At 44.9% G+C, this 26,028-nt stretch carries 17 protein-coding genes and 1 pseudogene; 5 read left to right on the forward strand and 13 right to left on the reverse strand.

Annotated features, from left to right (window positions below):
• Positions 1-687: 687 nt before the first annotated feature.
• Complete coding sequence (gene nagE / locus BM003_RS11735; protein ID WP_093673304.1) at positions 688-2,595, reverse strand: N-acetylglucosamine-specific PTS transporter subunit IIBC; 1,908 nt, start codon at positions 2,593-2,595, stop codon at positions 688-690.
• A 655-nt stretch (positions 2,596-3,250) separates the two neighbouring features.
• Between nagE and BM003_RS11740 the strand changes: the two genes are divergently transcribed.
• On the forward strand, positions 3,251-5,173 hold the full coding sequence (locus tag BM003_RS11740) for a S53 family peptidase (RefSeq protein WP_093673306.1): 1,923 nt from the start codon (positions 3,251-3,253) through the stop codon (positions 5,171-5,173).
• A gap of 92 nt (positions 5,174-5,265) precedes the next feature.
• On the opposite strand, the gene asnB is transcribed toward BM003_RS11740, so the two are convergent.
• The gene (asnB, locus tag BM003_RS11745) at positions 5,266-7,116 is read right to left on the reverse strand and encodes an asparagine synthase (glutamine-hydrolyzing) (protein ID WP_093673308.1); all 1,851 of its coding nucleotides are present in this window, start codon (positions 7,114-7,116) and stop codon (positions 5,266-5,268) included.
• A 220-nt stretch (positions 7,117-7,336) separates the two neighbouring features.
• On the opposite strand from asnB, the gene BM003_RS11750 reads away from it, so the two are divergent.
• Positions 7,337-7,954 carry a lysozyme family protein gene (locus BM003_RS11750; RefSeq protein WP_093673310.1) on the forward strand — a complete coding sequence of 206 codons (618 nt, stop codon included), beginning with the start codon at positions 7,337-7,339 and terminating at the stop codon, positions 7,952-7,954.
• Between the two features lie 33 nt (positions 7,955-7,987).
• On the opposite strand, the gene abc-f is transcribed toward BM003_RS11750, so the two are convergent.
• The 4 genes from abc-f to BM003_RS11765 form a co-directional block, all read right to left on the reverse strand.
• Positions 7,988-9,604 carry a ribosomal protection-like ABC-F family protein gene (gene abc-f / locus BM003_RS11755; RefSeq protein WP_093673312.1) on the reverse strand — a complete coding sequence of 539 codons (1,617 nt, stop codon included), beginning with the start codon at positions 9,602-9,604 and terminating at the stop codon, positions 7,988-7,990.
• A gap of 125 nt (positions 9,605-9,729) precedes the next feature.
• Positions 9,730-9,864 carry an RAxF-45 family protein gene (locus BM003_RS18245; protein ID WP_425441049.1) on the reverse strand — a complete coding sequence of 45 codons (135 nt, stop codon included), beginning with the start codon at positions 9,862-9,864 and terminating at the stop codon, positions 9,730-9,732.
• A gap of 165 nt (positions 9,865-10,029) precedes the next feature.
• Entirely contained in the window at positions 10,030-10,407 is a 378-nt protein-coding gene (locus tag BM003_RS11760) for a hypothetical protein (protein ID WP_093673314.1), read from the reverse strand.
• Between the two features lie 331 nt (positions 10,408-10,738).
• Positions 10,739-11,599 carry a YitT family protein gene (locus tag BM003_RS11765; RefSeq protein ID WP_093673316.1) on the reverse strand — a complete coding sequence of 287 codons (861 nt, stop codon included), beginning with the start codon at positions 11,597-11,599 and terminating at the stop codon, positions 10,739-10,741.
• A gap of 174 nt (positions 11,600-11,773) precedes the next feature.
• On the opposite strand from BM003_RS11765, the gene BM003_RS11770 reads away from it, so the two are divergent.
• A complete protein-coding gene (locus BM003_RS11770) occupies positions 11,774-12,301 on the forward strand; it encodes a hypothetical protein (protein ID WP_093673318.1) in 528 nt (175 codons plus the stop codon).
• Positions 12,302-12,378: 77 nt separating this feature from the next.
• Here BM003_RS11770 and BM003_RS11775 read toward each other — a convergent pair whose 3' ends face one another.
• From BM003_RS11775 to BM003_RS11800, 6 genes and pseudogenes are all read right to left on the reverse strand, one after another.
• The gene (locus tag BM003_RS11775) at positions 12,379-12,843 is read right to left on the reverse strand and encodes a hypothetical protein (RefSeq protein ID WP_093673320.1); all 465 of its coding nucleotides are present in this window, start codon (positions 12,841-12,843) and stop codon (positions 12,379-12,381) included.
• 25 nt (positions 12,844-12,868) lie between these two features.
• Complete coding sequence (locus BM003_RS11780; protein WP_218143253.1) at positions 12,869-13,468, reverse strand: TetR/AcrR family transcriptional regulator; 600 nt, start codon at positions 13,466-13,468, stop codon at positions 12,869-12,871.
• 150 nt (positions 13,469-13,618) lie between these two features.
• A pseudogene (gene nifJ, locus BM003_RS11785) lies at positions 13,619-17,182 on the reverse strand (pyruvate:ferredoxin (flavodoxin) oxidoreductase); the annotation flags it as partial.
• Positions 17,183-17,410: 228 nt separating this feature from the next.
• On the reverse strand, positions 17,411-18,580 hold the full coding sequence (locus tag BM003_RS11790; RefSeq protein WP_093673326.1) for an ABC transporter permease: 1,170 nt from the start codon (positions 18,578-18,580) through the stop codon (positions 17,411-17,413).
• Positions 18,567-19,709 carry an ABC transporter permease gene (locus BM003_RS11795; RefSeq protein WP_093673328.1) on the reverse strand — a complete coding sequence of 381 codons (1,143 nt, stop codon included), beginning with the start codon at positions 19,707-19,709 and terminating at the stop codon, positions 18,567-18,569. The genes BM003_RS11790 and BM003_RS11795 overlap by 14 nt, the downstream gene beginning before the upstream one ends.
• Positions 19,710-19,724: 15 nt before the next feature.
• Positions 19,725-20,663: an ABC transporter ATP-binding protein gene (locus BM003_RS11800; protein ID WP_093673330.1), complete on the reverse strand. Its 939-nt coding sequence runs from the start codon at positions 20,661-20,663 to the stop codon at positions 19,725-19,727.
• Positions 20,664-20,839: 176 nt separating this feature from the next.
• Here BM003_RS11800 and BM003_RS11805 point away from each other — a divergent pair, with 176 nt between their 5' ends.
• Positions 20,840-21,913: a histidine kinase gene (locus BM003_RS11805; RefSeq protein WP_177184769.1), complete on the forward strand. Its 1,074-nt coding sequence runs from the start codon at positions 20,840-20,842 to the stop codon at positions 21,911-21,913.
• Positions 21,910-22,530, forward strand: coding sequence for a response regulator (locus BM003_RS11810; RefSeq protein WP_093673334.1), 621 nt, complete (start codon positions 21,910-21,912; stop codon positions 22,528-22,530). Before BM003_RS11805 ends, BM003_RS11810 begins: the two co-directional genes overlap by 4 nt.
• 88 nt (positions 22,531-22,618) lie before the next feature.
• Here BM003_RS11810 and BM003_RS11815 read toward each other — a convergent pair whose 3' ends face one another.
• The gene (locus BM003_RS11815) at positions 22,619-26,020 is read right to left on the reverse strand and encodes an AAA family ATPase (protein ID WP_093673336.1); all 3,402 of its coding nucleotides are present in this window, start codon (positions 26,018-26,020) and stop codon (positions 22,619-22,621) included.
• Positions 26,021-26,028 lie beyond the last annotated feature (8 nt).

Raw genomic sequence — 26,028 nt, forward strand, 5'->3', positions numbered from 1 at the left:
TCGCTCTATTTTGAGTGTATTCACATCTTGCTACTTGCAGTATTCTGCTGTCTTCACATTTTCGGAAATCCTATTGTTAGAACAAGAAAAATCGGGCAAAAAGCGCCCGGTCCTTACTTCCGCAGGAGGCGGTGGCTTTCGCGTTGCATACAGGAGGTATGCGTACTTAGTGAAAGTTCCTTTGCTCCAAATGCGGTTTTGAATCATCAACCTTGTCTTGAGCAGACACTTCAATTTCATAGCTCATTTTGGTCCTTAATTAAGTAACGAGTAAAATAAGCGGAGATTTTCCGGCTATTTGCATCATGATGCTTGTTTCACAGGTAAATAAGGGTAATTATTCCGCTTATGCACAGAAATAACCTCCATTTTCCCGTTTTTCGATGCGATAAGCGGAATTTCTCCGTCTATTTAAGCTATTTTTTCGTTCATTTTCAAAATAAGCGGAATTTCTCCGTCTATTTCTCAGATGGGGCGCTTACCTGATCGCCCAACCGAATCTTATGACCTTATCGTCGTACCGGCAAGGCAAAACGATAAACTTTTATACGTAAATAGGGCATTTTATATTTTCATTCAAGCGGTGTACCGTGCCCCTCAAGCGGGTCATGAATGTTTCTTTACTTGCAAAAAAAGAGAGCCCGCACAGTCGATTGTGCGGGCTCCTTTATTTTACTCAATAATCATTTAACCAAAACTAATAATATCCACTTCATTCAGATCGACTTTACCACTCTTCTTTAAAACGACATGTTTGGAAGGATCGAGGTTCGTGAAAATCACCGGACTGATTAGCGAAGGAACTTTATCCTTAATCACAGGAATATCAAAGGAGATCAGTTTCTGGCCTTTCACAACCGTATCTCCTTCGTTCACAAAGTTGGTAAATCCCTCTCCATTTAATTTGACAGTATCCAAACCGATGTGAATCAGGACTTCCATGCCATCGATACCTGTCAATCCGACTGCGTGCTTCGTAGGAAACACGCCGCTGACTTTCCCGTCAACCGGTGAGACGACAACACCTTCATCCGGATCAATGGCAAAACCGTCACCCATCATCTGCTCAGAAAAAACCTTGTCCGGCACATCTGTAAGTGGAAGCAGCTTTCCCTTTATTGGTGCGCATACTAATTCGGCGCCAACAGATACAGTAGCTAAACTTGGTTCGGGTGCTGAATCATCCAATTTTGCCTCAGTAAGATCGACAGATGATTGGATCAGTTTTCTCATCGCATCTGCCACAAATTCCACATCCGTACCTATAATCACCTGCAAGTTCGTTTTATTGACTTTGACGACGCCATGCGCGCCATGCTGCTTGATTGCTTTGTCATCAGCAATTCCTGAATCCGCGACTGTTAATCTGAGCCGAGTCGTACAATGATCAACAGTTGCAATGTTATTTATGCCGCCTATATCCTTGATTAAATGAGCAGCCAATACTTCATATTTATCATCTGCGTCTATCCCGGAAATCTGATCGGAGCTTCCATCAACGAGATCATCATCGTCCTCGCGTCCCGGTGTCTTGAGGTTGAACCATTTAATGGCGAAATAGAAGACACCAAAGTAGATCACCGCGAAAACAACACCGACGACAAGCAATAACAAGGGCTTTTGCGCAATTCGATAATTGAGAACATAATCAATCGCCCCAGCTGAAAAACTAAAACCATCATGAATGCCCAACGCGTACGTGACTGCCATAGACAGCGCGGTCAGAATGGCATGAATCAAGTAGAGAACAGGCGCTAGGAACATAAAAGAGAATTCAATAGGTTCTGTAACACCGGTGACAAATGATGTTAGCGCGATACCGGCTAACATACCGCTTACTGCCTTGCGATGCTCTTTTTTTGCCGCGGCAATCATCGCAAAGCAAGCGGCAGGCAGCCCGAACATCATGATGGGAAAATAACCTGCGAGCAGCAGTCCCGCGGAAGGATCGCCCGCGAGGAATCGAGTAATTTCACCATGTAACCCTTTATAGGTACCGAATTCAAACCATACAAGCGTATTTATAACATGATGCAGACCGAGTGGTAAAAGTAATCGGTTCAAGAGACCATAAATGGCGGAACCAAATACTCCTGCGTCATACAACCAGGTCGCCAAGTGCGACATGCCCAGCTGCACGTACGGCCAAACATACCCAAATACAAATCCAATAACGAGCATTGTTCCAGAGGTGACAATAGGGACAAAACGTCGGCCGCCGAAGAATGCCAGCCAGTCGGGAAGTTTAATGTTGTGGTAGCGATTATAGAGCATGCCGGCAATAATTCCGGCAACAATACCGCCGAGTACACCTAGGTTGATCGTCTTATTCAGAGAGATCGCACAGGCATTGAGTACGAAGAACCCCATTGCACCGGCAAGTGCTGCAGTTCCGTTATTATCCTTTGCGAAGCCTACAGCAATACCAATCGCAAATATCAACGGGAGGTTTGAAAAAACCGCATTTCCAGCAGCTGCGATAAACGGAACATTGAACAGATCCGGCTGTCCGAGACGTAAGAGCAGAGCGGCCGCAGGCAGTGCTGCAATCGGAAGCATCAGTGACTTGCCAATTCTTTGTAGAAATCCCAACATAATCTATCTCTCCTCTGTTAATAAAAATGGATACAATGAATCGTATTATTGCTGCTTCTCTTTAAAAAGTTTCTCTCCCCTCACTTTGATAACGTCGACATTTAATCTACTATTCTGTCATTTTCACACAAAAATATTATGTTGTCTAGACATTCAATCAAATTATTTGTCACTATTTATTACACAACAAGATATTTATTTTCACATCCATCCCCTTGATGATGATCATTCGCACAGTTGCAATCAATTAAGCGAGCGCTCCATTCGCGCAATAAGTAAGAGGTCTTTCACGAATTATCGTTCTCTAGGCGACATATAGAAGCGGCTGCACAGTCCCAATGAATTCTACGATCCCCCCGGCCCAATCGCTTCGACACCCCGTCACCAAATAAACATGGGGCTTATGCACTGTTTTTTATTTTCTCCTTGAGTGTACGATTTCAATCAATGATTATTCTATCAATTTGCCGGGACATTTGACCTAGTTTGTCTAGGTATTAGTTCCTGCTTTTTCCAAAAAATATCGATTTATGTCAAATTAATTCGATTTGTAATGCTTAATCTATCAATCTACCTGGGGTATAATCGATTTTATTTAAGAGAGAAAAGGGAGCATCGTTTTTATAAAATTCACTAAATTGGGGATGGTTTACTCATGGCGAAAAAATGGTACAAGATTCTAATCGCCGCTGTTTTATCTTCACTGCTCATTTTCAGTTCACTTCCGTCATTTGCGGCTGCTTCATCTTCAAGCAAAGCAGACCAACAACTGACATCAGTTAAACAGGGAACTGGCCGTTCAGTATTGGAAAACGCTGATTATTTCGGAGATCTCCCGGATAACACGCCGGTTTCTGTGGATATTGTCTTAAAGACTAACAATGAAAAGAAACTGCAATCCTATATTGAACGAACAGTAGATCCAAACAGCGCATTGTACCATAGATATCTTAGTGTTGACCAGTTTAAAAAAGGATTCGGCGCACCCAATGCAACGGTCAAAGCTCTGACTCACTATCTGAAACACTACAAGATTAGTACGAAGATCTATGATAATAATCTGATTGTTTCTGCAAATGGAACAGCTGGGGACTTCAATAAGGCATTCAGCGTAACCATTCAGAAGGCGAAGTTCAGAGGAAGAAGCTTCCACGCCGCAAAAAAAGGGCCGAAACTGCCACGCTTCCTTGCTTCTCATGTTTTGGCAATCCTCGGGTTGACCAACTATTCGGAACTCACACCTCGCGCCGTGAAGCGTCCGCTTAAACTTACTCCGAACGCGAGCGGCGGTCCATTGAATTTAGACCCTCAGGATCTCATCAAACAGTACAACGTCGGGCCATTATATGATCAAGGCGCCAATGGAAAAGGACAAACCATTGGCATCGTTACCTTAGCAGATTTTAACACAGAAGATGCCTACAGTTTCTGGAAGCAAGAAGGCATTGATGTTAAGGCCGACCGTATTCACAAAATTCTGGTTGACGGCGGATCCGATTGGAACGGCTATGAAGAGACATCACTCGATGTTGAACAATCCGGTGCACTCGCGCCTCAAGCAGACGTTAACGTCTACATCGGTCCGAACACAGACGCGGGCTTCGTAAACGCATTCGCAACGGCAATTAATGAAAACAAGGCTGCACAACTTTCTGTGAGCTGGGGACTGAGCGAGTCGGCAATCAGTGCCGCTGTTAAAGATCAAACCGAAGATCCGGCTTATGCGCAGGCTTATAATCAATTATTTGAACAGGCAGCAGCTCAAGGTATTTCGATGTTCGCATCAGCAGGTGATGCCGGCGCTTATGACGCAAGCCGAGATATGGGCACTTACAACCTCGCTGTTGACAACCCGGCCGACAGCCCTTATATTACCGCCGCTGGAGGAACAACCTTGCCATGGTCCTATACAACAAAAACAGGTGTTCAACTAACTGTTGCATCAGAGCGCGCGTGGGGCTGGAACTATCTCTACCCATACTTTGACTCGCTCGGACTTGGCACCCCGGAAGGCTGGTCAAACTACTACTTCGTTGGTGGAGGCGGCGGCTTCAGTCAGTTGTTCGCGACTCCTGATTATCAGAAAGGTGTTTCCGGTGTGAATCGATTTACAGCTGCTCAGCAATGGCATCCTAGCTCTGATTTCGGTTCGATCACGCCACTTGCTGATGCGAAAATCATTTCAGGTCGCTCAAGCGGAAGAAACATGCCGGATGTATCGCTGAACGCAGATCCCTATACAGGCTATAAAGTATTTCTATCCGATCCAAATGCTCCCGGCAGCAACTCAGGCTTCAGCACCTTCGGCGGAACGAGTGTCGTATCGCCTCAATTGGCCGGTCTTACCGCGCTGATGAACAGCAATCAGAAAGGACGCATCGGATTTTGGAACAGCCAAATTTACCGTTTTGCAAAACAAAAGAGTTCGCCGTTCCATCCCCTGAACACGACCGGAACAGAAAATACCAATCTGTATTACACCGGCACAAAAGGAACAATTTATAACCAGAGTAGCGGACTTGGTACGATTAACGTCGCTTCACTTGCAAGCCATTTTAAAAGTTCATTTTCACGATGATTTAACCTAGGAAAAAATATTTTCTCACTGTTAAGTCCTTATGTATAAAGAAGGCCCTCGAGTCTATTAAACTCGGGGACCTTTTGTTTACCTCAGCGATCAATAATATTCACGTTGTAGGTATCGAGCCATTCATTCATCTGCGCCATATGGGCAATCAGCTGAGGACCGGACATCAGTTGACCAAACCATGGCGCTTTAAAAGAATCGCCTTTCGTGTCAATCAGCGCTTGCAGTTTCTGTTTATCCACTAATTCAAGCAGTGGAGAGCTTGGCGTGTCAATCACTTTTTGCAGCCAGCTTGAGACTGCCTGTGTGTACTTTGGGTGATAGGTTTTCGGATACGGACTCTTCTTGCGGTAGAGCACATCGTCAGGCAGATAGCCTTTGAGTGCCGCGCGCAAAACACCTTTCTCATGACCATCCAGCATCTTCATCGCCCATGGCACATTCCACATGTACTGAACAATCCGGTGATCGGCAAACGGCACACGAACCTCAAGGCTCGCACCCATACTCATGCGATCCTTTCGATCAAGCAATGCGGTCATGAACCAATTCATATTGAGGTAGAACAATTCGCGGCGTTTCGCGTCAATCACAGATTCACCCTCGAGCTTAGGTGTTTCAGCGACTGTCTCGTTGAACCGCGCCATCTCGTAGTCTTTCAGATTTAATTTGCTCCCCCACTTGTCATTGAGCAGCTCCTGACGTGCTCCGATTGAGCGCATCCATGGAAAGCCTTCCTTGGCAGAAGTCTCTGGGCTGTGGAACCACGGGTACCCGCCAAAAATTTCATCGGCACATTCACCGGAGAGTGCGACCGTAAATTCCTTTCTGATCCCTTCGCACAGCCAAAGAAGCGAGGAGTCAACATCCGCATACCCCGGCATATCACGAACCACAATCGCTTTTTTCAGATAAGAAACAAGATGCTCATTATCGATAATGAGATTATGGTGTACCGTTCCAAGGTATTTAGAAACTTCTTGAATAAAAGGCGCGTCACTATTCGGTTGGAATTTGCTTGTTTTAAAGTAATGGTCATTGCCCACATAATCGATTGAAAATGTGTGAAGCGGCGGTCGTTTTTGTTCTTTAAAATATTCTGAGGCGATTGCCGATATCCCACTGGAATCCAAACCGCCGGACAGGAATGTTGCGACCGGCACATCAGCATACAGCTGCCGTTGTACCGCGTCGGTGACAAGATATCGCAAATGAGCGATGGTCTCCTTCAGATTATCTGTGTGTTCATGACTTTCCACGTTCCAGTAACGCCAAATTTTCAGTCCATTCTTTGTATACGTGAACGCATGGGCCGGCCGCAGATCGTGTATGCCCATGTAGACACCGTGACCCGGCGTTCGCGACGGACCAAGTCCGAACACTTCACACAGCCCTTCTCGATCAATTTCCGGATGGACATCCGGATGGGCTAAGATCGCCTTTATTTCCGAGCCAAAGAGCATTCTTCCTCCTGATTCACTGTAGAAGAAAGGTTTCACGCCCATTCGGTCACGCGCGCCGAACAATGTTTTCTGCGCGGCATCCCAGATTGCGAACGCGAAGATGCCATTGAAATGATCCACACAGCGCTCCCGCCACTCAATATAAGCGGTCAACAGCACTTCGGTATCGGAGTGACCTTGAAACGTATAACCCTCTTTTAATAAATCTGAACGTATTTCTTCTGTATTGTATAATTCACCGTTATAAACGAGCACGTACTCGTTATGATTTACCGTTTTTTTCATGGGCTGGCGACCGCCCTCCGGATCGACAACGACCAGACGCGCGTGTCCGAGCGCTGCATTCTCCGACAGCCATGTATTTAAATCATCAGGCCCGCGATGATCCATCGTCTGTGCCATTTTTTTTATTGTCTTTCCCTCGCTGCGTAAGTCTCGCCGCCAATCAATCCAGCCTGTGATTCCGCACATTCATGTCATCCTTTCCTGCCACCTTAGGCATTAACCTCTTTTTCATCTTATGCAAAAGAGGTAGGCGCGTGAGAACTATTGCTCTTCGCGTACCGCATCATGCATGAACACATCAACTTTTAAAGAAGACTGTCTTTTTATTTTTCATGATGACGGTCGAAAAACACCAATTTTCTTTGAAAGTTATAACTAACAAGATTAAAAGGCAGAGAGATGACAGATGCGCAAAATTATCAAATTGATTTTTACCTCGTCCCTGATCATCGGTATTTCTTTTGTGCTCTTGTACGTCATTTCAAGCCTGTATAGTCCTCAGGCAGATCACGTTCCTCTTCTCAACGACAAGCGAGTCATTAGTCCGGAAGTTGAAAATTACCGACCGATTATTTCTAAAATTGCTAAGGTGAACGGTATTGATCAGTATACAGATTTGATTATGGCGATCACCATGCAGGAGTCAAAGGGTAAGGCTGTCGATGTCATGCAGGCTTCGGAAAGCCAAGGATTGCCGAGAAATTCCATAGATTCACCACAAAAAAGTATTCAAGCAGGCACGCACTATTTCAAAAAGGCATTGGACCGGTCAAATGGTGATTTGTCACTTGCTCTCCAAAGCTATAACTTCGGGCTTGGCTTTACCGATTATGTAAAAGCTCGAGGTGGAAAATATACACCACAACTTGCAAAACAGTTTTCGGATGAGAAGGCTAAAGAACTAAATTGGGAGAGCTATGGTGACCCGAATTATGTAGAACACGTGATGCGCTATTACACGAATGAAAAGCAAAAGCGTGAACTTGCGAAAAAAAAACAATTAACAACAATACCCTCGAGATAAGACTTAATCTCGAGGGTATTTGTTTTTCTCGAATCAGCGTACATGTGCAGAATCTGAAAAATGCTCTTCCTTGCTTAAAGTGCCGTTTTGCAGCCAGTAAATCTTAGTAAAGCATTTCGTCAGAAAATAGCGATCATGGCTTACCGCCAGTACAGTTCCTTCAAAACGGTTCACGGCCTCTTCCAGCACTTCCCGCGACTCAATATCCAAATGGTTGGTCGGTTCGTCAAGTACCAGTACATTGATTTTCTTCATCATAAGATCAGCCAGGCGGATCCGAACACGTTCCCCCCCGCTCAGTGACCCTACTTTGCGGAAAACGTCCGAACCGTAAAACATAAACTTTGCCAGTTCATGACGTGCTTCTCCTTCGGTCAATCGTGCGTGTTCGCGGAAGACATCAATGACGCGACGATCCTTCTCCGCCTCCTGTTCGAACACGTGCTGGGATAACAAACCAATATTTAAATTTGTACCCTGCCGAATATCGCCATGATTCGGCTTCAGTTCACCAAGCAGGCATTTTAAGAGCGTTGTTTTCCCGGCACCGTTCGGACCGGCGACTGCTGCCCGGTCACGATAACGAACATCCAAATTTACGTGTTCAAATAGCTTCATACCATCAAAGCCCACGGAGAGATCGCTGCAGCTCAGCACTTGATTGCCGGTACGACTGCCACGAGCGAAATTGAGTGCCATTTTATCCGTCTCCATTTTGGGCCTTTTTAAGCGTTCAATCCGATCAAGCGCTTTTTCCATACATTTCGCTCGTCGATGCATTGCCGCATTCGGCGGCTTTGCTTGATTCGCCCATTCCTTCAGTCGTTTAATCGCCTCTTTCATTTTCTTGATTTTTTTCTGCTGATCTTCATAGGCGGCAAATTCCAAGACCAATCGTTCTTGTTTTGCCTTGACGTAGTGCGAATAATTGCCTATATAACTGCTCATTTTTCCATCTTCCAACTCAAGAACCTTAGTCACCGTTCGATCTAGGAAAAAACGGTCGTGTGAGACGAGCAGAATTGTACCTTTATATTGCCTGATAAATTGCTCCAGCCATTCTAAAGCGAGAATATCCAAGTGATTAGTCGGTTCATCAAGTAGAAGCAGATCAGGTTCGGTCAATAGCTGAAGAGCGAGTCCGACTTTCGTTCGTTCGCCTCCACTCAGTGATGCAAACGGGCGATTGAGCAACATCTTGATCTCGAGTCCTTCAGCCACCTGGTCAATCTTATAATCCATATCATAGCCGCCCAATTTCTGAAATTGTTCCTGTACACGCGCATAATCGGTGAGCAGTTTTTCAAGTTTTTCTGCGTCTGCGGTCGCAAATGCCTCTTCCAGTTCCTTCATTTTCCTCTCTTTTTTCAAGCAATCGGAGAAGGCTTCCTTTAGCACTTCATACGCTGTTCGTTCTTTTCCGTCAGGAATTTGACGTAGATAGCCGATGGACGCGCCGTTTTTGATCGCGATTGCTCCTTTATCCGGCACGTCAACGCGTGCGATTAAATTAAATAATGTAGTTTTTCCGCTTCCGTTCGGTCCGACAACCGCAACCTTCTCATTCTCAAGTACTGAAAAACTGACATCGTGCAGAATTTCATTTCCAGCTATATTTTTCCGTACATGATCCGCCTGACATATCATCATTTTCTCGTCACTTCCTTATTTTTTTGTACGCAAAAAAATCCACAGGCACAGTGCACCCATGGATTGCTTTTGATTTGATTGATTCAAAAATCCAATTAAATACCGTTATGTGGGCCTGCATCCGTTCACGAAGCTATGCTGTTTTCTAAAAAAGGGCAGACTGATCCCTTGAAGAAAAATGCAGCAAAAATCGCGCGAACGATATAGAGAAACGACTCTAACTGAGCGCGACACTTCGTGACTAATGACAATTGACCCACCTCCTTTTCCTGCTTTATGGCAAGTTTATCAGATCTATCAGTTAAGCGCAACAACCTAATCAATTCCTATTTCAATGCCGTCCGCCACTCCACGATCATAAGTGGAGTTTGGCCACTTGAGCACTTCTTCTCGGATTTCGTCAGGGATTTTTCTCGCTTTGTCCATCAATTGATCCACCTCTTCCTTGTTAGTTGAAGATAGGTTTCAAAAAATCCATTAATCATGCTTTCACGTGCTTCTTCAAGATGCATGCCAATCATCTGCCTGATAAAAGCAAGCCGAACCTGCACACGTTCTCTTTTAGAGTAATTCATCTTACTCATGAGCGCGGCGGCGGCCGGATTATTGCTACGCATGAATTTTTGCCAATTCATTTTGGCAAGCTCAAGCTTCAAAAAATGGAATTCGCTAACAACCATAAAATGGGGCACCTTGACCACAAATTGATCCGGTTCATTTTTTAGTCCATCATAACTGAAAATGGCAATCGGCAAAACAGGTTTTCGAAACTTCAGATAAATCATGATGTAGTAGAGATACATTCATTCGGAAAAATCATAAGCGGAGATTTTCCGGTTATTTGCATCCTGGCGCTTGTTTCACAGGTACATAAGGGTAATTTTTCCGCTTATGCACAGAAAAACCCTCCATTTTCACGTTTTTCGATGCGATAAGCGTAATTTTTCCGTCTATTTAAGCTATTTTTTCATTAATTTTGTAATTTAAGCGGAATTTTTCCGCTTATTTCTCAGATTGGGCGCTTACCTGATCGCCCAACCGAATCTTATGGCCTTATCGTCGTACCGGCGAGGCAAAACGCTATACTTTTTTAACTCTTATAAAAAAAAGAAGCAGATTTCTCCGCCCCTTCATTCACGCATCCTTCTTACGTACAAACAATCCGAACACATCCGTCGTCTCAACAATATTGGTAAAGGCGCGTGGGTCTACTTCTTTTATGATCTGCTTCAATCGATACAATTCATATCGAGTAAATACAATCATCAGCAAATCCTTATCCTTATTCGTATAGCCGCCTTTCGCCGATATTTTCGTAATCCCCCGGTACATTTGAACGGATATCGCTTTTTGAAGTTCGTTTGCTTTATCCGTGACCACCCAAGCAGTCAACTTTACATAGCTTGTATGAATGGCATCAACGACACGGATGCTAACATAAAGCTGAAGCAGCGTATACAATGCCCGTCGCCAGCCGAACAGGAATCCGGCGGAAAGGATGATCACAGCATTAAGCGCGAACATGTAGAATCCAATTGGACGATCCTTGACGCGGGTCAAAATCATTGCAATGATATCCATCCCACCGCAGGACGCACCGAATTTGAGTGTTATCCCCGAGCCGATCGCTTGCACCACACCACCAAAGACTGCGTTCAATAAAATGTCATTGGTCAACGGATGAAGCGGGATAATCGCCATAAAGAGCGTTGTCAGAGCAACGCTGATTGTGCTGTAAAAAGTAAAGCGGCGCCCTACTTTAATCCAGCCGGCATAGATGACCGGGATATTCATTAAAAGAAGCAGAATCCCGGTACTTATATGAAGAGCGGTCGGCTCCAGCATCGAGTTAACAAGCTGAGCAATACCGGTGATTCCCCCCGCAAGAACCTTCGCAGGAATGAGAAACAGGTTAAGAGCGGCCGCGTTCAGCAGCGCCCCGATAATAACAATCGTTAATACTTTGAATTCTTGATATATAGATATGCCTTTCATATCGCTGTTCCTTTCAGAATGGCAGCCGGATAATGCTCTCTAGCTAGACAAAGCCGCCGATTCACCATGTATTATTAACAAATTACCACACGGTCAGCCAATGCTCAAACTTTTTCATGAATATTTATGTAAAAGCTGCGCAGACTAAGCGAAACTTATTTCGGAGGTCAACTTATGAAACTGACACGTTTGCTTATTCTTCCCATCATGATGCTTACTCTATTGATTCCGCAAACCGGCCAGGCCGCAACTGCCCATAATCCAATGGGCATACCGGGCCACGATTTCAGACATCAGTGGCTTACGCAGACCATTGACAAATACGCGCCCGCCAGCCTTGCACAGACAATGAAAAAAGACATGGATACACATCATCACCTGATGAGCGAATGGCGGCAAAGCTCAGATTTCAAAAAAAGCAACCAAAACTGCCAGAAAAAGTGTGATAAGCATGCAAAGAAGATTCGAGCCATAAAAAAAGAGCAGGAACAAGGAAAGATCTCAGCCGAACAGGCTCATCAAAAAATTGCAAAGCTGTTTCACCATGCTAAATTTGGCAGTCGCCATCAGGCGATCAACCAGCTAAGAACCGCGATCAAAAATAATGACCGGCAAGCGATCGTCCAAGCTTTAGAACAGATTGATCACCACATCCAGCAGTCCAACAAACGACTAGCACGAATGCTGGGCAAAACAGGCTGATCAAACTAAATCGCTACTAAAAAAAAAACGACGCAAATTCAACTAACGAATTTGCGCCGCTTTTTTTACCCACAGCACTAAATGGAATAATGTTTTTTTACCGAGGAAAGTACGGTCACCGCTTGGATGGCAAGCCCAAGAAAGATGTAAAAGACATGGATAAACCAAATGCCGCGCATAAGATATGCTTCAATGGTGATCCATCCGATCAGAATGAATCCGATATAAAGTGAATGATTCCATGCACCGGACGCTGAAGAATCAAATCGAATACGTTCACCAATAAACATCGGCTTTTCAAAGATCAGCAGCAATGCGATATAGATCGGATAGAGGCCAAGAACAGAAAACAGGATGATACCCGGAATCAAAAATGAATCAAAGGCCGTGTATTTCAGCAGATATAGTGGCATACGCAGGAGTGAACCATCAGGCGATAAAATTAAAGCACCACCGCCAAAAACCGCTCCAATTCCAAGAAAGAGTTGTAAGATGATCAAAATGAAGCAAGAAATAGTCTTCCCTTTATTCGTTCTGGTCATGATGAATCCTCCAATGTACTCTTTTTTAATCGCGAATTTCAAGTCCTCGAAACAAATAATCGGCGCTTGCCATCATCACGGCCGCGAGTTCGGCTCGCTCTTCTGCCGTCGTGCAATGCGCATACTGCATACTGAGCATGAGCTGTTCATTGTTGAAGAGTGTTGCAATGAATTCCTTCTCGCATCCTTTGATCTTTCCCTTCTGCTCCATGAGCGTAAGCACTGTAACGTAATAAGCGACGTTTCCTTGAATAAGCTCTTTCTTAAATACTGCTCCGGCTGTTTCGTTATAGTAATGTTCGGAAAAAATGATTCTCGCCATCTGGGTCCATGTTCTATCGATCTTCTTACCGTAAGCCGTGATCAAGGATTGAAAGAGTTCAACCGCATTCATTTGATCGAGCATCTGGTCAATTTGTGGTAGAGGCGGACGAGACACATCCAGTGTTCGGGCAAACGTTTCGCAAATATCATCCATGATTGCCTTTTTCCCGCTGTAATGGTTGTAGATGGAACTTCCCTTTATCCCGACCCGTTCGGCAAGATCTCGCATCGATACTCCGTTGAAACCTTTATTTGAAAAAAGCTCGAGAGCACAAGCAAATATTTTCTGTTTCGTTGACATATACATCACCTAACGATCGTTCGTTACCTTCATTATATATGTTTATTTGTCATCACGTCAAATATCTTTCAAAAAATTGGAATCAAAAAAACAGCAAACAAAAAACCGTCCATTCGCTTCGAACAGACGGCTAAATACCGAGCGTTATTTTTTCAACGCTGCAAGGTTCTCTTTAATTTTTTCTTCCTGTCCGGTTAATCGGGCGTAGTGGAAAAATCGTTTTTCCGCATCTTGTTTCGTTTTTTCGAATAATTGATCGGCGACTTCCGGATTCACCTTCTTCAAGGCGGAAAAACGAGTTTGTGTCATCATAAAATCGTTTAAACTGTCAAACTGAGGCCGTTTAAAATCAAGTTGCATCGGCATTTCGCCTTTGGACTCACGTTCAGGATCGTAGCGGTACAGCGACCAGTACCCGGACTTCACCGCTTCCGAGGCTTCGGTCAAGGCATGAGTCAAACCACCGCGCAGTCCATGCGAAATGCATGGTGTATAAGCGATAACAACGGACGGACCGGGATAGCGTTCCGCCTCCATCAGCGCCTTAATTGTCTGCATCTTGTTCGCGCCCGAAGCGATTTGAGCGACATAAACATGACCATAATTAATCGCCATCATGCCCAGATCTTTTTTCGCTGTCCGTTTCCCTCCGGCGGCAAACTGAGCAATGGCAGCTGTCGGTGTCGCCTTCGATGATTGTCCGCCTGTGTTGGCATAGACTTCATTATCCGTAATCAGTATATTGACATCCGCACCGCTGGCAATGACGTGGTCGATTCCGCCAAAGTCAATATCATACGCCCAGCCGTCGCCGCCAATAATCCATTGGCTTGTTTTAATGAAAAGATCACGTTCTTGATAAATGGCTTCAAGAAGAGGCAAATTTTCTTTCTCCTGAAGCAATCCAGATTCAAGTTGTTCGGCGCGTTCTCTTGTAGCTTCGCTTTCGTTCATCTGTTCGATCCACTCGGTCATTAAGCGCTTTAAGCGGTCACTGACTTCATCGTATTGCATCGCGTCCTTCATCTGCTTGACCAGACGCGCACGCCTTGTATCACGTGCAAGTTTCATACCAAGCCCGAACTCGGCATTATCTTCGAAGAGAGAATTGGACCAAGCTGGCCCATGTCCCTGTTGATTGGTCGTGTAAGGAACAACCGGACTGGACGCTCCCCAAATGGAGGAACATCCGGTTGCATTCGCGATCATCATTCGATCACCGAAGAGCTGTGTTAATAATTTTATATACGGCGTTTCACCGCATCCGGAACAAGCGCCTGAGAATTCCAGCAGCGGCTGTTCGAATTGTGATCCTTGAATCGTCGCCTTCTTCACCGGATTGGTTTTTGCCTTCAAGGTCATCGCGAATGCCCAATTGACTGCCTGATCCTGCTGCGATTCCGCCGGCCGCATAAACAGTGCTTTCCCCGCCTTCGGACAGGCCTCTACACATAATCCGCAACCGGTACAATCCGCAACGGAAACTTGAATGCGATAGTTCAGTCCGTCCGCGCCGCGCATGTTTCGAACAATAAAGCCTTCCGGTGCGTTCTCCATCTCTTTTTCATCGGCAAGAAACGGACGAATCGCTGCATGCGGACAGACGAACGCACACTGATTGCAATTGATGCAGAACTTCGGATCCCATTCCGGAACCTGCAGGGCGACATTTCGCTTTTCGTAAGCAGATGTACCAAGCGGCATGCTGCCGTCCGCCATATTTTCCTTCAGTAGTGTACTTACTTTAATCTTGCCGCCTTCTTCGCGACTCAGCGGCTTCAGGATATTCATAACATAATCTGGCTGTTTTTTATCTGAATTCATACTCATTGCTTTTAGTTTGTCATCCGCTTTGGCCCATTGCTGCGGAATCGTTACCTCATGAAGCAAGTCCACCGTTTGATTGATCGCATCCACGTTCAACTGTGCGATCGCCATCGACTTGCGTCCGTACGTTTTCAATGCGGATTGACGCAACCACTCGATCGCATCGTTGAATGGTACAATATCCGTTAATTTGAAAAAGGCCGTTTGCATAATCGTATTAATTCTGCGTCCAAGCCCAATTTTCCCGGCAAGTCCAATCGCATTAATTGTAAAAAAACGAATATTGTGTTTAGCCAAATAACGCTTCATTGAATTAGGTAAATGGGCGTTCAACTGTTCATCGTCCCAGATCGTGTTGAGCAGGAAGGTGCCTCCTGGTTTCAGACCCTTGAGCAGATCGTAGGAACGTAAATAAGAAGCTGCATGGCAGGCGATAAAATCCGCGTGTTCAACTAAATAGGCCGATTTTATCGGCTGATCTCCGAAGCGCAGATGAGATACCGTCAGACCGCCGGACTTCTTCGAATCATAAGAGAAATAGCCCTGAACATGAAGATCAGTATGGTCACCAATTAGTTTGATGGACGCTTTATTCGCTCCGACTGTACCGTCGGAGCCAAAGCCCCAAAACTTTGCTTGAAAGGTGCCTTTAGGCGTTAAATCCAGACTTGGTAATGACGGCAAAGACAAATGCGTCACATCGTCATCGATACCAATGGTAAATCGTTTCTTCGGCTGAGAACTGTCAAGATGCGCGAACACGGATAAAATGTCCGACGGCGTCACATCCTTGGAGCCAAGCCCATAACGTCCGCCGATAATCCGCGGATGGCGGTCGCTTTCATACAAGGCGCTTTGCACATCGAGCAAGAGCGGTTCTCCCGATGCACCCGGCTCCTTGGTGCGGTCCAATACCGCAATCTTTTCCACTGTATCCGGAAGTTTCTCAAGCAGCTTAGAAGTCGGAAACGGTCGATATAAATGAATGGATAAAAGGCCGACCTTTTCTCCTTGTTCCGCAAGATGATCAATCGCCTGTTCAATTACTGAAGTAACTGAACCCATCGCCACGATCACACGCGTCGCATTGGGCGAGCCATAGTAATTCACTAAATCATAATGCGTCCCTCGAAGCTTATTAATCTCTTCCATATAATAGCCGACAATTTCCGGTACTTTTTCATAGTATTGATTAATTGCTTCACGCTGCTGGAAAAACAGATCCGGGCTCTGGCTCGAGCCGGTCGCTGTCGGATGATTCGGACTGATGCCTCGTTTTCGGAATGCGGCAACGGCATCATCATTTAGCAGCCGCTTCAAATCGTCGTAGTCAATCACATCAATCTTTTGGATCTCGTGACTGGTGCGAAAGCCGTCAAAGAAATTGACAAAAGGAAGTGACGCGTCCACCGTTGCCAAGTGAGCGACCGCCGACAAATCCATGACTTCCTGGACACTTCCTTCCGCGAGCATAACAAAACCGGTTGGGCGTACCGCCATGACATCTGAATGATCGCCGAAGATGCAAAGCGCGTTGGAACTAACCGCGCGTGCCGCCACATTAAAGACTGTTGGAAGCAGTTCTCCGGCTATCTTGTACATATTCGGTATCATGAGCAGAAGCCCCTGTGATGATGTATAGGTCGATGTAAATGTGCCTGTTTTCAAGGATCCGTGAACGGTTCCTGACGCGCCGGCTTCCGATTGCAGTTCAACTATTTTTACCGGACTGCCAAAAATATTTTTTTTGCCTTGAACGGACCATTCATCAACTTGTTCAGCCATTGGCGAACTTGGGGTAATTGGATAAATGGAGGCCATTTCAGTGAACGCATAGGAAATGTATGCGGCCGCAGTATTGCCATCCATTGTCTTTTTTTTCATCATTATGTGTTCCTCTCCATCATTCACGAAATTGACGCGTTTCCATAACTATATAAATCATTCGATTTTTACCTCATCTCTTTTAGTTTAACGGTTCATGCGGAACAAAGAATAAGGTTACTGTGATAAAAATCGCACAATTTAAGCAAATAAAGGCTGCCTTCCGACATTTGATACCGAAAGACAGCCTTATAGGAGTATTTTATATGTGTGCGAGATACTTGTTTGCGATTAGTTTATCAGCCTCTTTCTTTTACCAATCACGAGTGACAGAGCAAAGAAGGCAATTGCAAAACCAAGCACAATGACCATACTGTAAAAAATAGCCTCGAGATCCGACCACTCAAAATGGGTAAGCGTCGCGATCTTTGCATTCGCTTGGACGTACCAATAGGTTGGTGTAAAACTAGCGATTTTCAGCACAGTGCTATTCAAGAATTCCTGAGGAACAAATACCCCGCTAATGAAGCATGGGCCAAGCGTAAGAACATTGCATACTGCAGACATGGCGTTGAGATTTTTCAACAGATTGCCAATCAAATAACTGAGACTGGAAATGCACGCAGTAAAGATCGCGGAATTCATTATGAAAAAGAGTATATTTTGTGTTGCAAAACTCTTTGAATCAAGCAGGAAACAAAAAGCGACCAGAATTGCCCATGAAATGGCGGCAAACAGCAAATTGGCTAAAATCAGTTGAGTATTTATACTGCGCGCCCTCATTGGTGAACAGAAATTCCGCCTGCTTAAATCTCGTTTATTGAACACAATCATGACCGTTGAAATGCCCATAATCAGTACTGCCGACAACGTATAGGCAAGAAAATTAAAATAGTACATTGAAAAGCTATTGGCTGTTTGGGCCCGCTCATGCGCTTTGATTGTAACCGGTGTGCTTCCGGACAAATTCTTTTTCAATTGTTTCACTACCTGCTGCTCACTCGCCTTTGGCTCATGCTTTGCATAGATCCGCGCCATATTCCAGTACTGTTCCACATTGATGTCAACATAAGCGTTTTCTGTCGAGTTTGGAACAACGGTCTTTTCCATCTGCATCGAACCACCATTTAGTACATCCTCTGTAAATCCCTTTGGAATGCGCAAAATGTACGTGACATTACGGAAAAAGAGCGCGTCCTGAAGAGCTTCCGTACGGTCAGGCAGTTTGACGAAGTCACTGCTTTTGGCTAATTCTTGGCGAAAACCTTCAGTAAGCGGCGTTTTTTCCTCGGAAATAAGCGCGACTTTCGCCTTTTCCTGTGAAAAGCTGCTGCTTTTGTTCTGTTCAGACATGGTGCTCATAGATATCATAATCGCAATTGCCAGAAATATTGCAACATAAAGCGAAATGGAAAGCCAATTTTTCAGGAAAATTTTCATACATAGTTTAAATACTGGCATATTTCCGCCTCCTGACAATCAGATAAGTTCCGGTGCAGAAAAAAATGATAAAAAGGAACATCATGCCCAGGTTCAGCGCGTAACGATGCAACGAATCATAATAATATAATGCATAAAACGCGTCGGTTAATAAATTTACCGGATTCAGCCAGGCAAGCGGCGGAACATACGCTGCAATGAGATACTTCATATTCATGAACATCATCCCGGATAAGAAAGAGCCGGCCATCGTGGCAACCATTAATAGTGCGATTTTAAGTCCTTCACCTTTTTTAACTAAAGCGCTGATAAATGCGCCAAACGATACCCCAAGCACACTGCCGACGAGCGCCGTTAACACGACAAAGCCCGCGCGATTTCCGAAGCTGATATTCAGACCAAATCGCAGATACGCGAGCAATATCAGTATTTCCACAAAAAGAATGACCAGCGCCGCACAGCTGCCGGCAAGAAAAGCCTTAAGTTTATGAACGGGTGCCATGTTCACTCGCGCGGCGCGATCGGTGATATCCGCTTGAATATCCGTAACTTCTTTCATTCCCCAAAAGCTTCCATAAAGACACGCCATGGCAATCAATGAATAGAAATAATTCAACACATTGTTCGGCTCCGCACTTCCGCCGGTAACTTCTTTTACATAGGTCCGGTGATTGCCAAGATCGTTAAGCAATCCATTTTGCAACGCCTTCGGATTTTCTTTCACAATACTTGTCACCATGGAGCTGCTCGTACGATACTGGTCGGCGAAGCTTTTCATAATGCTTTGGCTGATTCCCGTGTCTTTCACGGTCAGTTTGATCACTTCTCCGCTTGTGAAAAAGCCCTTAATTTTGTCCTTCTTCAACCATTTTTCCGCCTCTTCTCGATTCGAAGCGACTTTAAGATGAAAAAGTCGGTCTTTACCTTTAGACACGTTTTCCATTACGGATTTAAATTGCGTATCATGCTGATAAGCGCTGTCGTTAACAACTGCCGCATCAATCGGCTGAAACGTCTCTTCATTATTTAGATTGCTGAACGCCATATAGAAAAAGGTGCCAAGCAGAATCGGAAAGAGAAGCGTCCAAAAGACCAATTGTTTGTCTCTGATCAAGCATTTAAAGCGATAGATAAAGATATGAGTAAACATTTGGTTCATCTCCCCTCAATCGCGAAGCTGCTTCCCGGTAATTTCAAGAAAAACATCATTCAGCGTCGGCAGTTCGGAATAAATACGGCCAAAACCGATCTCATGTGTTTTCAGAAAGTCCAGCACAGTCTCAAGATTATTCGTTCCTTTTCCTGACTTGATAATCAAGCGTTTATCTACATGTTCGACTGAAACAATTCCTGGAAGCTCGCGCAATTTTATTAACTGTTCCTCATCAATTGAAAAAGTTTCTACAGTGATTTTCTCTCCAAGAGTGATCATCGCTTTCAATTCTTCTTTTGTTCCGGAGGCAATCACCCGGCCTTTATCCATGATCACAATTCTGGTGCAGAGCTGCTCGACTTCTTCCATATAATGTGATGTATACACAATGGTTGCGCCTTGGGCATTGAGACGTTCGATGCCTTCAAGTATTTTGTTGCGACTTTGCGGATCAACGGCAACTGTCGGCTCATCAAGAATAATCAATTTGGGTTTATGCGCGATCCCGCAAGCAATATTCAATCGGCGCAACAAGCCTCCACTCAATTTCTTAGGATAAAACTTTCGAAAATCCTCCAACTCAACGAATGCCAGCGCTTCTTCCACCAAACGCTTCCGTTCTGCCTTGTTTCGAACATAGAGCCCGCAGAAATAATCAATATTTTCATAAACGGTCAGTTCTTCAAATACGGCGACATTTTGCATCACAATGCCAATGTCGCGTTTTATATCATAAGCGTCCGGAGTCATCTTTTTGCCGAAGATTTCAACCTCACCTTTGTCATAACTCAAAAGCGATAAAATACAATTAATCGCTGTGCTTTTCCCCGAACCATTCGGTCCAAGCAAACCGAAAATTTCTCCTTCTTTAATATCTAAGGACAAATGATCCAAAGCGACAAGTTCTCCAAACCTTTTCACTAAATTTTTCACATGAATAATCACCTGCATCGTCTCCCTTCCAACTGTATCCAGTGTAATTCACTGATCAATTTGGCGTAAGTGTCACTGATCATTAATTATCATGACAATTGTCATGATACATCGCCCGCAATTGTACATGGACGGGAAAAAATGGTTAAATGAAAACAACAATGTGCTGACTGTGTCGGGGATGGATGGTGGCCATGAACCTTATTATTGATAAACTTATCCTGCTTGCCTGTTGTCTTGCCATCTATCTGACCGGCAGGACTTTTACCCATGATATAGCTCCTGTCCTTCTCGCGATTATTTTCACCTGCTTATTAAGTTACGTTGAAAAGCAACGTTCACGCGTCACACTAACCATGGCATTTACCTTTTGCAGCTTAATCATGCCTTGGACTTGCGTCTTTCTACCGCTCATTTGCTATGACTCACTTTTTTCAAAGAAGCCCTGGGTTTGTCTCTTATCGTTAGTCCCACTCTCACTGTTCTGGCCGCATGCCATTATGACAGTGAATGTTGTGATCTGTGTACTGTTTCTTCTTTCTGCGTCACTCAAACACAGAACAATGGCATATGAGCGGATGAAGAATAATTACTACGGATTACGTGACACGACGAAAGAAATGTCCCTGCGATTGAAGCAGCAAAATCAGGACCTGTTGAAGAAACAAGACAATGAGGTGACTGTGGCGACACTTGGGGAGCGCAACCGGATCGCTCGAGAAATTCACGACAACGTCGGCCATTTGCTTTCACGTGCACTATTGCAAATCGGCGCTTTGCTTACCGTTAATCGGAATGATCAAACAAAAGAAGCGCTTTCCACTTTAAAAGATACCCTATCTGAAGCGATGAGCAGCATTCGATCGAGTGTTCACGACCTTCATGATGAATCAATTGATTTGCGCACCCAGGTCACGGATTTGGCGCACAAGTTCACGTTCTGTCCGGTTAGTCTCGATTATTCTGTTCAAAATAAACCCGGCAGCAAATTAAACTACGCATTGATCTCGATTGCGAAAGAAGCCTTGTCCAATATCGTCCGTCATTCCGACGCGACACATGCCGAAATGACGCTGCGTGAGCATCCCGCTTTCTACCAGTTAATCATCTCCGATAACGGATCTGTGCGAAGCAATCAGCCGAATCGAGGAATTGGTCTGAAGAACATAAACGATCGTGTGGAATCCTTTCACGGTCTCCTCAATATAGAAACAAGAAAAGGGTTTCAGCTCTTCATTTCAATTCCAAAGGAGGGAAACAGATCGTGAATGTATTGATTGTCGATGATGACCGACTCGTTTCTTCATCTCTTAAAACGATTCTTGAAGCGGATCCTATGATCAAAGTGACCGGAATCGGTCATTGCGGTGCTGAGGCTGTTGAACTTTTTTGCAAGCTCCATCCCGATATTTTGTTGATTGATATTCGCATGGACGGTATGACTGGAATCGACGCGGCTAAGGTTTTGCTGGAAAAGTATACCGACGCGAAACTATTATTTCTAACGACCTTTTCGGATGATGATTATATCGTCGAGGCACTGCGAATCGGAGCTAAGGGTTATATTTTGAAGCAAAATTTCGAGAGCATCATCCCTGCACTTAAAGCGGTTTTCAGCGGCCAAAGAGTCTTCGGCGATGCGATCATCAGTAAAATTCCAGCATTAATAAAGCAGCAAGAGCCGCCGAACTTTAACCGATTTGACTTGAGCAAACGCGAAATTACGATCATTGAGCAGGTCGCAAGCGGGCGCTCGAACCGTGAAATAGCGCAGGAACTTTTTCTCAGTGAAGGAACCGTTCGCAATTATATCAGCGCGATCCTAGAAAAATTGGTTTTGCGCGATCGAACGCAACTCGCCATATTCTATTACAAACAACGGTGAGCATTTTTCAACGCAAGAATTGAGCATATAAATCAAAAAAACGGACATCCGACGGTCGATCGATTGTCCGTTTTCTTATGTACGCTACTTAAATCATTTCCATATGCACACTACTGCCTCTTCCTGAGGGTACAGCAGGCGAAACAATGAGTCTTCTTGGCAATCGTTCACGCATTTCGGGAACATGGCTGATGACGCCAATCGCCAAGCGGCGCATGTGCAGCTTCTCAAGTGCGGTAACCACCGTATCAAGGAGTTCAGGATCAAGCGAGCCGAATCCCTCATCCAAAAAGAAGAATTGCAGCGGAACATTGCCGCGAAGCTGGATCTGTTCTGAGAGAGACAACGCGAGTGCGAGCGACGTCAAAAAAGTTTCACCGCCGGATAATGATGAGACAGGGCGATAAATTCCTCCATTCCCATTATCGCGTATGATGAATCCGCCCTGCTCGTCTACCTCAAGAACATAGCGATTATGTGTCAACTCACCGAGTCGCTTCGAAGCGGCCGTACACACTTGCTGAAGCTGTTCCTCCGCGACAAATTCCACAAACGCATTGCCGCGAAATACACGTTGCAGCTGTTCAAATTGATCTGCTGTCTTTTGATTTTTCTTGCGCTCGGCCTCCAGAGTGAGAAAGAGTTTATGATTTTTCTCCACGTTTTCGCGTTCTTTTACTGCCCCGCCGAAGGTTTGAATCAATTTCTGAACTGTTTCATTCAAATCAATCAAATTTTTTTCCGCCTCATCAAGCTGAGCTTTTGAGACGAATTTGCCGTCAATTTTCTCAGAAAGTGATTGTATTTCAGAGGACAGCCGCGTCGTTTGCGCTGCATAGTTCGCCAAATCATTTGAAAATGCCGTATGTTTTTCAATGGGCAAATAGGCATTCAGCACAGCTTCACGTTGATCAAATCGGGAGTCGCTCAGTCGCCCTGTCCATTTGGCGCGTGATGATTGATGTGTTCGTTCCGACCGTTCCAACCGTGCGGAGGCATTCGCGCACTCTTTATCAATTAGATGATAGTTTTCCAGTGCTGTCCGCATTGATTGGTCACTTAATTCGCAACGCTGCTTCAGCTGGTTCACTTTCTCTTCCGTCTCAAGCGCCATTTTTTTTAGTGGCATGTCTTCCGTAAATGCCAATTCCCGCAACTGACTGATCAACTGCTCTGCTGTTTTCATTAAGGCTTCGTGACGGCCCGCGCTTTCGCTCCATCTGCCCTCAAGCTCTCGCAATATATCTTGTGTATGAGCTAGGTTTAGTTCGAACGTTTTCAGCTGATCTTTAATACGCTTGACCTCACGGCGCAGTTGGTCGGCCTGCCGATCAGATTCACGGATTGATTGATCTTCCTTCTGGATCTGTTCAAATGACATATAGCGAGACTTCCATTCTTCCATTCGCTCATCACGTTCGCTTTTCTTTGCCACGGCCTGGGTTTTAAGGCTTACCATTTTTTCTTCGTACACTTTTTCCTGAGCCTGAAGCGTCGCGCGTGCCGAATCTGATTGTCTCGTCTGCTCTTCCTGCCGCGTCCATTGATCCGCTACGCGCAGCTGATCCTGTTTTTCTTCTCGGACCCGCAGCGCAATTTGATCTAGTATTTGCTTCACACCTGATTTTTCCCACTCAGAAAAATCAGCGGACAAATCAGTATTTTGACCTACTTGAACTTGAACTGCTTGGGCACGGTTGGCAAACGCCTTAACCTGATATTCCAGCTGTGCGATACAGATTCTGATCTCCTGTTGTTGATTGTTCAAAAATTCGGAAGCCTTCTGTAAAGTCGTCCTCTTGTTATTGAGAGCAGTTTCTGAAATAACTTCGCCTCCTGTTGCCGCCGGATTCGGATGATGGAGTGCGCCGCAGACGGGACATGGCTCACCCTCTCGCAATGCCGCGACTAATTGAAGCGACAGATTGCGGCGGTTAATTTTCTCCCGTTCTTGTTCTATTTTTTTATTCGTCAACTCAACGAATGCGTGTGCCGACCGAATCAATCGACTGGTATCTACGGCTCGATTGTAAACCTCCTGATTCTGAATAAAGAGTGACGCATCCCTTTTATCTGCCCGCGCCTGTTCATCATCAAGTTGTTTTAGTTCCTTTTTGCATTTATTTAAAGCGTCACGGAATTGAATCCATTCGTGTCGCTTCTCTTCAAGATAATGATCCAATGAATCGATTTCTTTCTTGTCTTGAAGCGCCTGTTGCACAAATAAACGTCGATCACTTGGCACTTCAAGTAAAGATAGTTTGCGTTCCTTCGCCTCTGCTTCGTTTTTCATCTTTCCAACATCGTTCTGATCTTGTTCAGCCGCAATTCGCGCCTTATTCAATTTCTGCTCAAGCTCATCTCTCGCTTTTTGCAAGCGTTGCAATGCGTTTTGCTCATTCTGCAATTGATCCTGAATGGAGGCGCCTTGAAGAAGCTGCTGTTTTTCCGCATTAAGCTTAGGCTCTTGATCATTAAGACTTTTCTTTGCTTGCTCGCTTTCCTCTTTCGCCGAATCCAATTTGGCTTTGATACGATCAAATCTCCGACAAATTTCCGCATGGCTACTTTTAGCATCTGCATTTTCCTGCTCTGCCTCCTGCAAAGCCTCTAAAAAAGGCATCAGCTTTTCCGCCGCTTCGCTCATATCGAGTTTGACTCTGATTTCTTCATATTTATTCTTTTCTTGAGACAGCTTTTCAAAAACTTCGCTCTTGGACTCTTTTTCCTCGATTAAATGGCGAAGTTGTTCAAATAACTTTTTTTCAGCATCGGCCTTCTCAAGACTAGTTTGCAACTCGCGAAGTTCGCTCTCAATCTGCGTGCATCGTTGTTTTGCTTTGCTGACCGCTTCTTCCGACGCATCACCAAGCATCGCTTGTTTTTCGGAAATGATCTGAAGATATTGCTTTCGTTCATCGGACGCATGTTTTAATCGTGATGTTAGTTCGTCACCATACTTCTCCAAATGAAAAAGCCGCTGAAGCATTTTGCGTCGCTCATTGCCTTTGAGTGTTAAAAACTCTGCAAATTTTCCTTGTGGCAGGACGACCGCTCGAGTGAAGTCATCATGGGTCAGTCCGAGAATTTCCTGCACAGATCGAGTTAAATCACGTTCTTTATCCGCGAGCACTTCATTAATCGCGCCGAGTTTCAACAATCGGCAACTCGAAAGGCGCAAAGCACCGTCCTTTGTCTTCTTGTAACTGCGTTCCGCACGGTAACGATCGGTTCGATCGCCTGTCAATTCGAAGGTAAAACCAACTGACATCTGTTCTTCAAGCTGATTCAGAATTCCAGTTGTATTGTTTGCTGCCCGTTCAACAGTCCCATAGAGAGCAAGGGTAATCCCATCAAGAATCGTTGATTTTCCACTTCCGGTCGGACCGAAAATGCCGAATAAGCCATCGGCACATAACGTTTCAAAATCAATACACTGTTCCTCGCGAAAGCTGTTCAATCCGCGTATGGTCAGTTCAATCGGTTTCATTCGGCACC

It is taken from the genome of Sporolactobacillus nakayamae (assembly GCF_900113325.1).
Lineage (GTDB): Bacteria > Bacillota > Bacilli > Bacillales > Sporolactobacillaceae > Sporolactobacillus > Sporolactobacillus nakayamae.